This window comes from Pseudomonas avellanae BPIC 631 (assembly GCF_000444135.1).
In the GTDB taxonomy this organism is placed as follows: Bacteria; Pseudomonadota; Gammaproteobacteria; order Pseudomonadales; family Pseudomonadaceae; genus Aquipseudomonas; species Aquipseudomonas avellanae.
On sequence record NZ_ATDK01000219.1, the window covers coordinates 22,591 to 36,561 of the forward strand.

The window sequence follows — 13,971 nt, forward strand, 5'->3', positions numbered from 1 at the left end:
AAAAAAAACAAGCTCTAGAGAAGCACCACGCCAAGATCAGTTTCTTCATACAGAACGAATGGACTGGCCAAAAATGCAAAAGGGGGCCGAAAAGGCCCCCTTTTGTGTCACTTCACACGCAAACGCACCTAAGTGCTTTACGCGTCAGGAGCAACCTTGGCGGGCGGCTCGCTGTTTTCGTAGATCAGCAACGGTTTGGACGTGCCATCGATCACGCTCTCGTCGATCACCACCTTGCTCACGTCGCTTTGCGACGGGATCTCGTACATGGTGTCGAGCAGCACGCCTTCGAGGATGGAGCGCAGGCCACGGGCACCGGTCTTGCGCTCCAGCGCACGACGGGCAACCGATTTCAGCGCATCGGTGCGGAACTCGAGGTCCACACCTTCCATTTCGAACAGCTTGGCATACTGCTTGGTCAGAGCGTTTTTCGGCTCGGTGAGGATCTGAATCAAAGCAACCTCATCCAGCTCGTCCAGCGTTGCAAGCACCGGCAGACGACCGACGAATTCCGGGATCAGACCGAACTTGACCAGATCGTCAGGCTCGACTTCACGCAGGGACTCGCCCACCTTCTTGCCCTCCTCCTTGCTGCGAACTTCAGCGTTGAAGCCGATGCCGCCACGGGTGGAACGGTTCTGAATGACCTTTTCCAGGCCCGAGAAGGCGCCACCGCATATAAAGAGGATGTTGCGCGTGTCCACCTGCAGGAATTCCTGCTGCGGATGCTTGCGACCACCTTGAGGCGGAACGGAAGCCACAGTGCCCTCGATCAGCTTCAGCAAGGCTTGTTGCACGCCCTCACCGGAAACGTCACGAGTGATCGAAGGGTTGTCGGATTTGCGCGAAATCTTGTCGATTTCATCGATGTAGACAATACCCATCTGGGCCTTCTCGACATCGTAATCACATTTCTGCAACAGCTTCTGGATAATGTTTTCGACGTCCTCACCCACGTAACCGGCTTCGGTCAGGGTGGTGGCGTCGGCAATGGTAAACGGCACATTAAGCAGGCGGGCCAGTGTTTCAGCCAGCAGCGTCTTGCCGGAGCCCGTAGGGCCGATCAGCAGGATGTTGCTCTTGCCCAACTCGACATCGTCGTTCTTCTTGTCACGCTGATTCAGACGCTTGTAGTGGTTGTACACCGCTACTGCGAGAACCTTTTTGGCACGTTCCTGACCGATTACATACTGGTCAAGGATGCCGCTGATTTCTTTAGGCGAAGGCAATTTATGCGCGCTGCTTTCTGCCTGTGCTTCCTGCACCTCCTCGCGGATGATGTCATTGCACAGGTCGACGCACTCGTCGCAGATAAAGACCGAGGGGCCGGCAATCAATTTGCGCACTTCATGCTGGCTTTTGCCACAGAAGGAGCAATAGAGCAATTTGCCGTTGTCCTCGCCGTTGCGGGTGTCAGTCATTCGATCGATCCAATCCGGTAGGCTTGCAACACAAGATGAAGGCTATTGCGGGCTTTTTCAAGTCCGCAGGCGGTCGGTTGTGCCGACCCCCTACATTTTGAGTCGCTTAGGCAGGCATTTGACGCTTGTTGATCACGGAGTCGATCAGGCCGTATTCCGCCGCACGCTCTGCGCTCATGAAGTTGTCACGCTCGGTATCACGCTCGATGGTTTCGAGGCTCTGACCGGTGTGATGCGCCAGCAACGAGTTCAGGCGATGACGAATGTGCAGGATTTCCTTGGCATGGATGTCGATGTCCGACGCCTGACCCTGGAAACCGCCCAACGGCTGGTGAATCATCATCCGCGAGTTGGGCAGGCAGTGACGCTTGCCCTCTGCGCCGCCAGCCAGCAGGAATGCACCCATGCTGCACGCCTGACCGATACAGATGGTCGAAACGTCCGGCTTGATGAACTGCATGGTGTCGTAGATCGACATGCCTGCAGTGACCGAACCGCCCGGTGAGTTTATGTAGAGATGGATATCCTTGTCCGGGTTTTCCGCTTCAAGGAAAAGCAGTTGCGCTGCGATAAGGTTGGCCATGTAGTCCTCTACCGGACCAACCATAAAGATGACTCGCTCCTTGAGAAGGCGCGAATAGATGTCATAGGCGCGTTCGCCACGGGCGGACTGCTCGATAACCATCGGGACCAGGCCGCCAGCGGCCTGGATGTCAGAGTTCTGCTGAATATAAGAATTGCGGGACATGTCCTGCATTCACTCCCAAATAGTCGAGTCTTGAATACGCACAAGCCAGCGCGAAGGCTGGCTTGTGGGTGTTTTCGCACGAAAAAGAGAATCAGTCGGCTTTTGCAGCTTCCACCGGCTTGACAGCTTCTTCGTAGGAGACCGATTTGTCGGTCACGCTAGCTTTCTGCAAAACAGTATCTACAACTTGCTCTTCAAGCACAACAGAACGTACCTCGTTCATTTGCTGCTCGTTCTTGTAGTACCAGGCAACAACCTGTTCAGGTTCCTGATAGGCGGACGCCATTTCCTGGATCATTTCACGAACGCGAGCATCGTCAGGCTTCAGGTCGAACTGCTTGACCACCTCGGCAACGATCAGACCCAGCTCTACGCGACGCTTGGCCTGCTCTTCAAACAGCTCTGCAGGCAGCTGGTCTGGCTTGATGTTGCCGCCGAACTGCTGAACAGCCTGGACGCGCAGACGGTTGACTTCGTTTTCCAGCAGCGCTTTAGGCACTTCGATCGAGTTGGCGGCCAGCAGACCGTCCATGACCTGATTCTTGACCTTGGACTTGATCGCCTGACGCAGCTCGCGCTCCATGTTCTTGCGAACTTCGGTGCGGAAGCCTTCGATACCGGTTTCTTTGATGCCGAACTGCTTGAAGAACTCTTCGTTCAGCTCAGGCAGCTTTGGCTCGGAAACGGTGTTGACGGTGACAGTGAACTCGGCAGCCTTGCCGGCCAGGTCGAGGTTCTGATAGTCCTCGGGGAAGGTCACGTTCAGAACGCGCTCTTCACCGGCCTTGGCGCCAACCAGACCGTCTTCGAAACCAGGGATCATGCGGCCGGAACCCAGAACCAGCTGGGTGGCGGTGGCGGAACCGCCAGCGAATACTTCGCCGTCGACCTTGCCCACGAAATCGATGTTCAACTGGTCTTCGTTCTGGGCGGCACGGTCGGCCACTTCGAAGCGAACGTTCTGCTTGCGAAGCACTTCCAGCATGTTGTCCAGATCGCTGTCAGCGACGTCGGCGGACAGACGCTCTACGGCGATGGTGTCGAAACCGGCAACGGTGAATTCCGGGAATACTTCGAAAGTAGCCACGTATTCCAGATCTTTGCCTTTTTCGAACGATTTTGGCTCTACAGCAGGAGCGCCCGCCGGGTTCAGCTTTTGCTCGACGACAGCTTCGTAGAACGTAGCCTGAATCAGATCGCCCAGTGCTTCCTGGCGCGCGCCGTCTTCGTAACGCTGACGAATCACGCTCATCGGCACCTTGCCAGGGCGGAAGCCCGGGATCTTGGCTTTACGTGCAGTCTGCTGCAGACGCTTGTTGACTTCAGTCTCGATGCGTTCGGCAGGCACGCCAATGGTCATGCGGCGCTCAAGAGCGGAAGTATTTTCAACAGAAACTTGCATGGATATTCCTCGTTGCACAGACGTTAGCCGGCCGTTTCCGACCCCAGAATCAAGGGCATGCATTCTAGTGGGTCAAACTCAAGAAGTCACCCTACTGAAAAAGGGTGGATTTATAGGACGAAAGCGGAGCGCTGCAGCGCAAGGAAGAAAAAAGCCTCACACCCTCGGCGACGCGTCTGGCACGGCCTCTATATAAAGAAGCATCAGCGCCGGAGACGACCGACTCCATCCACGTAGCACGCCCCACTCGACCGACGGCGGCAAGCCACCGGACCCGCGAGGCGGTAAAGCGAATACGCTGAAACAAAAAAACCGCTTCACGCGGCTTGCAGCGACCCGGGCTTTCGCTTGAATCACTTCTGCTCTGGCGAACGGAGAGCGCACAAAGAAATCTCCGCACACCTGCCATGCAAGGCTTCAACCTCGAAGCCTGATGAATCAACGCACATTTTGCGCTGCTGATTCCATAGCGCCGGGCTGCTTGCAGCCTTATTCAATCCGGCGCGCATCGTACACAACGCAACCCACGCGCGCCACCCATTGCAAGCAATTGACGCGCCTGACAATTTTACTCTCGGATAAGTCCTACAACTTGTCACCCACCAGAGGCAAAAGCTGGCGTACGCTCAAACACCTTGCGGTAGCAGCCACACTGCGCGCCACGGAAAGGCATTGCAACTTACCGAGGCAGCGCTTCTGACCTGCAACTCTGCACGACGCCATGATTAAAAAAGATTAATGACTGAAGAAGCAAACACCACAGCGACACACTCGGCACGACCGCAATCATGCGGACCTGCCAACGCCAGACCATGACGCCTCACCTTAAAACAGACACAACGCCGAAAACCGACCATCTTCCGCGTGACCATACCGGCCTCCGGCACCCGCCAACCTTGCGGCACAGCAAGGCCTGACGAGAGCCGGCACCCCCGCCGCACCCTTGTACTGCTTAGCCATCCGCTACATAATCCGACCACTGATTTCACCGCTGCCGGCAACAATAATGAAGCCTGCGCCACGAATGAACTGCACTGTTTTCGCACCACGCCAGCAGCATCGCCCGAGCTCTTACACGCCAAGAAATCAATGCCCTTAAACATTGAAACCCGTCAGGAAAAACCATGTACAAGATGATTGCTGCACTTACTTTTCTCGCCATCACTTCAGCAACACTGACGGGGTGCAACGACAAAGAGGGGAGCACGGAAAACGCAGCAGCCACTAAAACCACTTATTATTCTTCCGACAAATGCAACATTGACTCAATTGCCGGAAAGATCAGCCCGGGGACAGGAGCAAGCATTTACGTACCGCGGGGCGTCGCAGTGTTCAACGGCTGGGTGATCGACACTGCGAATCAGGACGCTCCGAAAGAAATCAGACTTCGCCTGACCGGCTACAAAGGGAAGCCTACTACGTTCAAGGACCCCGCCATCGTTGATCGCATTGACCTGGTGAAGACGTACAACAACGAAAAACTCCTGAAGTCAGGTTTTTCGTTCACCGCAGATTTATCGTCAATGGAATCCGGCGGCTACAACGTAGTGCTCGAGATCCCCGGAGCGAACTCGTCTCTTCTGTGTCAGGCCAAGGTGCTGCTTGTTATCGAATAGCCAGAAAGCCTGACGGCGAGACTGAGCCTCGACAATCTGTTAGCTCTCTTTTCCACTTCAACGCAAAAGCCCCGGCCGCTGGGGCTTTTTGGTTTCTGACAGATGCAAAAACCACCCAATGACGGGCGGTGCTGGTCAGTTCTTGCAGACCACCTGCGGAGGTGCCGCAGGTGTCAGCTTTTGGGGAATCACGATTGAAGTTCCGGGCAGAGACACGAGCTCGATGACTCCAAACATGCAATGAAGCGCTTGCTCACCATCGTTGCTTGATCTGCTACGTACCCCTACTAAAGCCTCGTAGTCCTTCCCTGGTTCCAGCTTGTAAACGACCGCTTGGCCAACACAGGACAAGTAAGTGCTGCCATTGCCACCAATCGTCGCGCCCAGGGTTGCAATTTGAAAAGGGAGATCAGTCCTGACGCGATACTCGGTCACAACCTCTTTATAGACACCTTCACCCATCCGGGTGGCCGGGACGTATTCAGTAAGCGTGGGGGCAACTCGCTTCGGCATGCCAACGCTTGCCGATGTCAGGGGGTACTGCGGATAGTTGATATTTACCGTGCCGTCTCGCCCGAAACGTCCAGCATCAGCCATCTTATGGCGGGTAGCAGGGGCACAACTACCCGTAATGCTATCGCCATACACACTGGAGTTCGTGATAACGCGAACACGTGCCAAGTCTCCTGACTGAGCAGGCTCTTCGTAGGGTACTGAAGGTATTCCGGAGCAACCAGTAAGCGCTACAGCAAAAAAAGTTACGAAAGTGACAGCCCGCATTACGATGTCCTTATTGACTCGCCAACCAGAAAACCGACGCGATGGCCGGTTTTTTTGCCCCCTTTCCTACGCATGCACAAAGGGAGTAATGGCTAAATGACGTCTTGATGACCCACTACTGCCAAGCAGCTGCCGCATTCATTAGTCTCTCGCGAACACCCCGCCCCAGCGCTCCTGCCTTTGTCAGTGCGTTTCGATTGCCAGACGGCAGGTCAGTGAAAGGGAAGCATGGGTACATCGCCAGCAAGCCAATTCAGGATGTACTTATTAACGTACTTAAAAAATCCAGACACCGGTGAATACTCATGAAACTCAACACAACAAAAAGCCCGCACTTGGCGGGCTTCTCTTGGCTTTCGCGGCCTTCAGTGGAACCCGGCGAAAGTACATCTGGTGCGGACGGAGAGACTCGAACTCTCACACCTTGCGGCGCTGGAACCTAAATCCAGTGTGTCTACCAATTCCACCACATCCGCATTTCAGACTTTTAAAGCAAAGGCGCCAGATTATGAATCTGGCGCCCTTCTTAATATGGGGTGGACGATGGGGTTCGAACCCACGACCGCAGGAGTCACAATCCTGTGCTCTACCAACTGAGCTACGCCCACCATATTGCATGTGACGGTGCATCTTACTTGCTGTGCCAAAGCTGCCTTTAATGGCGCACCCGGCAGGACTCGAACCTGCGACCATCCGCTTAGAAGGCGGATGCTCTATCCAGCTGAGCTACGGGCACTTATATAATTTGTATTCTTGCGATAACAAACTAAAGGGCTTTCAATCACACCGAGCTGATTTGCAACTCTGCCTGACCTAATCAACCAGTGCTAGCTTAACCAGTGCTGGGCTCTGCCCGGCAAGTGCGACGAATCTTATAGACGGCCCCTGGGGTCGTCAACCTTTTTTTGAAAAAAATTCAGCTAGATAAAGGAGTTAGCTGAATATGCAGAGCAAGCGCCTTTGCCCTCGCGCCATGTCATGCGAGAATGCGCGCTCATTTTATTTCCTCTCGATGGTTAATCACGCGTCATGACTGCAAAACTAATCGACGGCAAGGCGATCGCCGCCAGCCTGCGCCAGCAGATCGCCAAACGCGTCGCCGAACGTAGCCAGCAAGGTCTGCGCACGCCGGGCCTCGCGGTGATTCTGGTCGGCAGCGATCCCGCCTCCCAGGTGTACGTTTCTCACAAGCGCAAGGACTGCGAGGAAGTCGGCTTTATCTCCCAGGCCTACGACTTGCCCGCCGAGACCACCCAGGTGGCGCTGACTGATCTGATCGACCGCCTCAATGAAGACGCGGCTGTCGACGGCATCCTGCTGCAGTTGCCTTTGCCTGCTCACCTGGACGCGTCGCTGCTGCTGGAGCGCATTCGCCCGGACAAGGACGTGGACGGTTTCCATCCTTATAACGTCGGGCGTCTGGCTCAGCGTATTCCGCTGCTGCGTCCGTGCACGCCAAAAGGCATCATTGCCCTGCTGGAAAGTACCGGTGTCGATCTGTATGGCCTGGATGCCGTGGTGGTGGGCGCGTCGAACATTGTCGGCCGCCCGATGGCGATGGAATTGCTGCTGGCGGGCTGCACCGTCACTGTCACCCACCGCTTCACCAAGGATCTGGCAGGCCATGTGAGCCGCGCCGATCTGGTGGTGGTTGCCGCGGGCAAGCCCGGCCTGGTCAAGGGCGAATGGATCAAGCCCGGCGCTATCGTGATTGACGTGGGCATCAACCGTCAGGACGATGGCAAGCTGGTCGGCGACGTGGTTTACGAGACCGCCCTGCCCCGCGCTGGCTGGATTACTCCGGTCCCTGGCGGCGTTGGCCCGATGACCCGCGCCTGCCTGCTGGAAAACACGCTGTACGCAGCCGAAACCCTGCACGACTGATCAGCCTGTTGGCTGCAAAAAAAACGGCACCTCAAGGGTGCCGTTTTTGTTACCTCTTCAACACCTTACTTCTTGCCGGCTTCCCAGCTTTTCAGCAGGTCGGAGTAGGCGATGGTTTCGCCCTTCGGTTTCTCGTTGGCCAGCTTGCGTTGTGGCGCGAGGAACTTGCCACCGCTTTTCTCAGCCTTGGAATACCATTCTTCGGCCGACGTCTCAGGATTCATCTTCGGTGCACATTTGCTGGCTTCCTGCACCTTGGAACGCTCGATGCGCGTCATGATTGCATCCTGATCCTTGGCCAGACCGTCCAGCGCCTGCTGCGCGGTCTTCTCGCCAGTGACCGCCTCGGCAACGTGGCTCCACCACAGTTGCGCCAGCTTCGGATAGTCAGGCACGTTGGTGCCGGTTGGCGACCACTGAATGCGCGCCGGGCTGCGATAGAATTCCACCAGACCACCCAGTTTCGGTGCCAGTGCGGTCATCTCCTTGGAGTTGATGTCCGACTCGCGAATCGGCGTCAGGCCGACGATGGTTTTCTTCAACGAAACGCTTTTCGATGTCACGAACTGCGCATACAGCCAGGCCGCCAGACGTTTTTTCTCGTCGGAAGACTTCAGGAAGGTCCACGAACCCACGTCCTGATAGCCCAGCTTCATGCCTTCTTTCCAGTAAGGGCCTTTTGGCGACGGTGCCATGCGCCATTTCGGCGTGCCATCGGCGTTCATGACCGGCAGACCCGGCTTGGTCATGTCGGCAGTGAAGGCGGTGTACCAGAAGATCTGCTGCGCAACGTTACCCTGCGAAGGCACCGGGCCGGATTCGGAGAAGGTCATGCCTGCCGCTTCCGGCGGTGCATAGGCTTTCAGCCAATCGATGTATTTCTGAGTGGCGAAGACCGCCGCAGGCCCGTTGGTGTCGCCACCGCGGGTGATGCTGGAGCCGACCGGATGGCAATCCTCGACGCGGATGCCCCACTCGTCCACCGGCAGACCATTAGGCAAGCCCTTGTCGCCGCTGCCCGCCATGGAGAACCAGGCATCGGTGAAACGCCAGCCCAGCGACGGGTCTTTCTTGCCGTAATCCATGTGCCCGAAGACTTTCTTGCCGTCGATCTCCTTGACGTCTTCGCTGAAGAATTTGGCGATGTCTTCATAAGCCGACCAGTTGACCGGAACGCCCAGCTCGTAGCCGTATTTGTCCTTGAATTTCTTTTTCAGGTCAGGACGCTCGAACCAGTCGGCACGGAACCAGTACAGGTTGGCGAATTGCTGGTCGGGCAGTTGATAGAGCTTGCCGTCCGGCGCGGTGGTGAACGAGGTGCCGATGAAGTCTTTCAGGTCCAGGGTTGGAGACGTGACTTTGCTGCCTTCAGGGCTGGCCATCAGATCGGTCAGAGACATGGCCTTGCCGTAGCGAAAGTGCGTACCGATCAGGTCCGAGTCGTTGACCCAGCCGTCATAGATGCTCTTGTCAGACTGCATGGCCGTTTGCAGCTTCTCGATGACATCACCTTCCTGCAGCAGGTCGTGGGTGACTTTGATGCCGGTGATTTCAGTGAACGCCTTGGCCAGGGTTTTCGACTCGTACTCGTGGGTGGTCAGGGTTTCCGACACCACTTTGATATCCATGCCACGGAACGGTTCGGCAGCCTTGATGAACCACTCAAGCTCTTTCAATTGCTCGGCATCGGAAAGCGTACTCGGCTTGAACTCACTGGCCGCCCACTTCTTCGCCGCATCTTCGTACTGATCCGCCCAGGCTGAAACACTCAATCCGCTGAGCATGATCATGGTTGCCAGCGTCACGCTATGTTGCAGCTTGTTTTTCTTATTGAACATAGTCATCTCCAATGTTGCTTTTATGTAGTCCCGCTTTTCGAATACTGCCGAGCGGATCACGTTGATGATCACGCCCGACCGCCGCCTAACCCCAACGCATCACCACCACAAGCCACACCAGGGAGATCCCTGAAGCGACCCAGATATTCCAGTCAGTCACACCAATGACCAGCAAATGCAGGTAGGCGCTGCCCAGAAGGCCAATGAACAAGCGGTCGCCACGCGTGGTGACAATCGGTAGGAAACCGCGGCGCTCAATGCTCGCCGAGCGCAATTCCCATACCGTCATACCCACCAGCAACAACCCGATACTGATAAAGAAAGCCGCAGTCGGCAGTGTCCAGGACATCCACTCCATTTTCTCGACTCCTCAGACACGACCAAGAGCAAAGCCCTTGACCACGTGGTTGCGAACAAACCAGATCACCAGCATGCCCGGCAGGATGGTCAACACCCCCGCCGCTGCCAGCACGCCCCAATCGATACCGGATGCGGAGACCGTACGGGTCATCACCGCAGCAATCGGTTTGGCGTTGACCGATGTCAGGGTGCGCGCCAACAACAGCTCGACCCAGGAAAACATGAAGCAGAAAAACGCCGTGACACCGATTCCCGAGCCAATCAACGGGATGAAAATCTTCACGAAGAACTTGGGAAAACTGTAACCGTCGATGTAGGCCGTTTCGTCGATTTCCTTCGGAACGCCGGACATGAAGCCCTCCAGAATCCATACCGCCAGCGGGACGTTGAACAGGCAATGCGCCAAAGCGACGGCAATGTGCGTATCAAACAGCCCGATGGACGAATACAGCTGGAAAAACGGCAGCAGAAACACCGCCGGTGGTGCCATGCGATTGGTCAGCAGCCAGAAGAACAGGTGCTTGTCGCCGAGAAAACGATAGCGTGAAAACGCGTAGGCTGCCGGTAATGCGACGCTCAGCGATATCACCGTGTTCAGGCACACGTAATACAGCGAATTAAGATAGCCGCTGTACCAGCTCTCGTCGGTGAAAATCACCTTGTAGTTGGCCAGGGTGAAATCCTGCGGCCACAACGTCAGCCCGCCGAGAATCTCGGTATTGGTCTTGAACGACATGTTGACCAGCCAGTAGATCGGCACCAGCAGGAACAGCAGGTAAATCCACAGCGGTATTATTTTGCGCAGACTCATGACCAGCCCCTCAATTCTTTTCGCTGTGAGTCATGGCGGTGTAGAACACCCATGACACCAACAGAATGATCAGGAAATACACCAGCGAGAACGCCGCCGCAGGCCCCAGGTCGAACTGACCGAGCGCCATGGTGGTCAGGGTCTGACTTAAGAACGTCGTGGAGTTGCCCGGACCGCCACCGGTGAGCACGAACGGCTCGGTGTAGATCATGAAGCTGTCCATGAAGCGCAGCATCACCGCGATCAGCAACACACTCTTCATTTTTGGCAACTGGATATGCCGGAAGATGGCCCAGCCCGACGCGCGATCGATCCGTGCCGCCTGATAGTAAACATCCGGAATGGCCCGCAGCCCCGAATAGCAAAGCAACGCGACCAGCGAGGTCCAGTGCCAGACGTCGATGACCAGCACCGTCACCCAGGCGTCCGAGGCATTGGCGGCATAGTTGTAGTTGATGCCCAGCACGTTGTTCAGCGTGTACCCAAGTAAACCGATGTCGCCACGGCCGAAGATCTGCCAGATAGTGCCGACCACGTTCCACGGAATCAGCAACGGAATAGTCATCACGATCAGGCACAGCGACGACCAGCGGCCTTTGGTGGGCATGGTCAGGGCGATCGCGATGCCCAGCGGGATCTCGATCAGCAGCACGCAGCCTGAGTAGATGAACTGGCGCAACAGCGAATCGTGCAGACGTGGGTCCTGCAAGACCTGCCTGAACCAGTCGGTGCCGACGAAGTAGCGGCTGGACTGATCGAAGATGTCCTGCACCGAATAGTTGACCACGGTCATCATCGGAATGATTGCGCTGAAGGCCACCAGCAGAAACACCGGCATCACCAGCCACCAGGCTTTGTTGTTCTGCACCTTACGCATGGGGCACCTCACTCGCAGGACCGGCTTCAAGCAGGTAATCGTCGGCGTACAGCATCAGCCATTGCCCCGGAAAACTGATCCAGGCCTGACCTTGCGGCACCGGCTTGTCTTCCTGCAGACGCACTTTCAGCAACTGGCCGGCCAGTTTCAGGGTGATGATCTTGTACGTTCCCAAGTCTTCGACGTAGGTCACGTCAGCACACATAGCGTCGTCGTAAGGCCCGTCCCAGACGTGCACGAACTCCGGGCGAATGCCCACCTTCAGACTTTTCCACGAGGTATTGGCGAGCTTGTGCTGCAGCGATTCAGACAGCGGCAAACGGATGTCGGCAAAACCGACCCCACCCGGCTGCGGCGTGACGTCGATCAGGTTCATGCCCGGGCTGCCGATGAAATAACCGACAAAGGTGTGCGAAGGCTTTTCAAACAGTTCGCGAGGTGTGCCGAACTGCACGATCTGCCCGCCATACATCACCGCGATCTTGTCGGCGAAGGTCGAAGCCTCCAGTTGATCGTGGGTGACGTAGACCATGGTGATGTTGAACTGCTCGTGAATCTGCTTGAGCTTGCGGCGCAGCTTCCACTTCAAATGCGGGTCGATGACCGTCAACGGCTCGTCGAAAAGGATCGCCGACACGTCATCACGCACCAGGCCGCGGCCCATCGAGACCTTTTGCTTTTCGTCGGCACTCAGGTTGCGCGCTTTCTTTTTAAGCAGCGGTTGCAAGTCGAGTACGTCGGCGATCTCGTTGACCTTGGTGAGAATCCGCGCCTCGTCCATGCCCTGATTACGCAGCGGGAAGGCCAGGTTATCGAACACGGTCATGGTGTCGTAGATCACCGGAAACTGGAAAACCTGCGCGATGTTGCGGCGCTCCGGCGGCAGCTCGTTGACCACTTTTGAATCGAACAGCACCTGCCCTTGAGACGGGCTGAGCAAACCCGAGATGATGTTGAGCAACGTCGATTTGCCGCAACCGGACGGCCCGAGCAGCGCATAAGCACCACCCTGCTCCCAGATGTGGCTCATTTCCCGGATCGCGTAATCCTCGGGGCCAGGGTTGGCGCTGTAGCTGTGCGCCAGGTTCTGCAATCGAATCTCGGCCATCAGGCAACCCTCGCCATACGCAGGCCCGGTGCCTGAATCAGGCCGCCCTGCTGATCGAATACAAATAATTTATGAGTAGGGATGTACACCCGAATCGATGCGTCAACGTCGTAGGCATGCACGCCGGGCAAATGCAGGACCAGCGAGAACAACTCGTTGCGCACATGCAGGAAGGTTTCCGAACCGCTGATTTCAGCCAGCTCCACGGTAACGGCCAGTTCCAGATCGTCATCATTGGAGGGCACCAGACTCAGGTGGCTGGGGCGCACGCCGAAGCGGTATTCGCCATCGCCAACGGCACGCAAATCAACGTTGAGCGGGAAATGCACGAAGTTGGCGAAACTGACCTCGTTGCCTTCAATGCGCCCCGGCATCAGGTTGATCGGCGGCTCGGAGAACAACTCGGCCGCCAATACGGTGGCTGGCCGGTGATAAACCTCGGGGGTCTTGCCGCTCTGCACCACCCGGCCTTCGTGCAGGATGGTCGTGGTCCCGCCCAGCGCCAGCGCTTCGTTGGGCTCGGTGGTGGCGTAAATGGCAATGGTGTGGCGAGCTGCAAACAGTTCGCGCATCTCCTGGCGCAGCTCTTCGCGCAGCTTGTAGTCGAGGTTGACCAACGGCTCGTCGAATAGAATCAGCTCGGCATCCTTGACCAGCGCCCTGGCCATTGCCGTGCGCTGTTGCTGTCCGCCAGACAATTCGAGCGGGTGGCGTTGCAGGAATTTTTCGATGCGCAGCATCTTCGCGGTTTCCTGCACCCGACTCTGGATCACGTCCCTGGACAGACCCGCCTGGCGCAGCGGCGATGCGATGTTTTCAAACACCGTCATGCTGGGGTAATTGATGAACTGTTGATAAACCATCGAGACGTTGCGCAGACGAACCGGTCGTTGTGTGACATCGACCCCGTTCATCAGCACTCGCCCGCTGTCGGGCTTGTCCAGCCCGGCCATCAGGCGCATCAGGCTGGTTTTGCCTGACAGGGTTCGCCCCAGCAGAACGTTAAATGATCCTGGCTCAAAGCTCAGGGAAGCGTCGTCGATCCAGATCTGGCCATCGACTGTGCGACTGACATGCTCCAGCGTGAGTGACATGGCGTGCCCTTTGTTGTTTTTTTCATAAGGGT

Annotated in this window: 12 protein-coding genes and 3 tRNA genes; 2 read left to right on the forward strand and 13 right to left on the reverse strand. The window is 56.6% G+C overall.

Annotated elements, in window-relative coordinates:
* Positions 1-137: 137 nt before the first annotated feature.
* From clpX to tig, 3 genes are all read right to left on the reverse strand, one after another.
* Positions 138-1,421, reverse strand: a complete 1,284-nt coding sequence (gene clpX / locus DW49_RS0109040) for an ATP-dependent Clp protease ATP-binding subunit ClpX (protein ID WP_024419743.1) — start codon at positions 1,419-1,421, stop codon at positions 138-140.
* A 106-nt stretch (positions 1,422-1,527) separates the two neighbouring features.
* Complete coding sequence (gene clpP / locus DW49_RS0109045; RefSeq protein WP_002552734.1) at positions 1,528-2,169, reverse strand: ATP-dependent Clp endopeptidase proteolytic subunit ClpP; 642 nt, start codon at positions 2,167-2,169, stop codon at positions 1,528-1,530.
* Between the two features lie 91 nt (positions 2,170-2,260).
* Positions 2,261-3,571: a trigger factor gene (tig, locus tag DW49_RS0109050; RefSeq protein WP_005619564.1), complete on the reverse strand. Its 1,311-nt coding sequence runs from the start codon at positions 3,569-3,571 to the stop codon at positions 2,261-2,263.
* 1,124 nt (positions 3,572-4,695) lie between these two features.
* Between tig and DW49_RS0109055 the strand changes: the two genes are divergently transcribed.
* Complete coding sequence (locus DW49_RS0109055; RefSeq protein ID WP_005619566.1) at positions 4,696-5,187, forward strand: hypothetical protein; 492 nt, start codon at positions 4,696-4,698, stop codon at positions 5,185-5,187.
* A gap of 135 nt (positions 5,188-5,322) precedes the next feature.
* Here the strand turns inward: DW49_RS0109055 and DW49_RS0109060 are convergent, their stop codons facing one another.
* The 4 genes from DW49_RS0109060 to DW49_RS0109075 form a co-directional block, all read right to left on the reverse strand.
* Positions 5,323-5,967: a hypothetical protein gene (locus DW49_RS0109060; RefSeq protein ID WP_024419742.1), complete on the reverse strand. Its 645-nt coding sequence runs from the start codon at positions 5,965-5,967 to the stop codon at positions 5,323-5,325.
* Positions 5,968-6,358: 391 nt separating this feature from the next.
* A tRNA-Leu gene (locus tag DW49_RS0109065) sits at positions 6,359-6,443 on the reverse strand.
* A 56-nt stretch (positions 6,444-6,499) separates the two neighbouring features.
* A tRNA-His gene (locus DW49_RS0109070) sits at positions 6,500-6,575 on the reverse strand.
* A 51-nt stretch (positions 6,576-6,626) separates the two neighbouring features.
* A tRNA-Arg gene (locus tag DW49_RS0109075) sits at positions 6,627-6,703 on the reverse strand.
* A gap of 293 nt (positions 6,704-6,996) precedes the next feature.
* Between DW49_RS0109075 and folD the strand changes: the two genes are divergently transcribed.
* On the forward strand, positions 6,997-7,851 hold the full coding sequence (gene folD / locus DW49_RS0109080; RefSeq protein ID WP_005619567.1) for a bifunctional methylenetetrahydrofolate dehydrogenase/methenyltetrahydrofolate cyclohydrolase FolD: 855 nt from the start codon (positions 6,997-6,999) through the stop codon (positions 7,849-7,851).
* A 65-nt stretch (positions 7,852-7,916) separates the two neighbouring features.
* Here folD and DW49_RS0109085 read toward each other — a convergent pair whose 3' ends face one another.
* From DW49_RS0109085 to DW49_RS0109110, 6 genes are all read right to left on the reverse strand, one after another.
* The gene (locus DW49_RS0109085; protein WP_024421221.1) at positions 7,917-9,689 is read right to left on the reverse strand and encodes an ABC transporter substrate-binding protein; all 1,773 of its coding nucleotides are present in this window, start codon (positions 9,687-9,689) and stop codon (positions 7,917-7,919) included.
* Positions 9,690-9,774: 85 nt separating this feature from the next.
* Positions 9,775-10,047, reverse strand: a complete 273-nt coding sequence (locus DW49_RS0109090; protein ID WP_003376264.1) for a DUF2160 domain-containing protein — start codon at positions 10,045-10,047, stop codon at positions 9,775-9,777.
* 12 nt (positions 10,048-10,059) lie between these two features.
* On the reverse strand, positions 10,060-10,860 hold the full coding sequence (locus DW49_RS0109095; protein WP_003376266.1) for a carbohydrate ABC transporter permease: 801 nt from the start codon (positions 10,858-10,860) through the stop codon (positions 10,060-10,062).
* Between the two features lie 10 nt (positions 10,861-10,870).
* The gene (locus DW49_RS0109100; protein WP_002552729.1) at positions 10,871-11,737 is read right to left on the reverse strand and encodes a carbohydrate ABC transporter permease; all 867 of its coding nucleotides are present in this window, start codon (positions 11,735-11,737) and stop codon (positions 10,871-10,873) included.
* Positions 11,730-12,845 carry an ABC transporter ATP-binding protein gene (locus DW49_RS0109105; RefSeq protein WP_005619574.1) on the reverse strand — a complete coding sequence of 372 codons (1,116 nt, stop codon included), beginning with the start codon at positions 12,843-12,845 and terminating at the stop codon, positions 11,730-11,732. Before DW49_RS0109105 ends, DW49_RS0109100 begins: the two co-directional genes overlap by 8 nt.
* Positions 12,845-13,939, reverse strand: a complete 1,095-nt coding sequence (locus DW49_RS0109110) for an ABC transporter ATP-binding protein (RefSeq protein ID WP_024420706.1) — start codon at positions 13,937-13,939, stop codon at positions 12,845-12,847. The genes DW49_RS0109105 and DW49_RS0109110 overlap by 1 nt, the downstream gene beginning before the upstream one ends.
* Between the last annotated feature and the right edge of the window lie 32 nt (positions 13,940-13,971).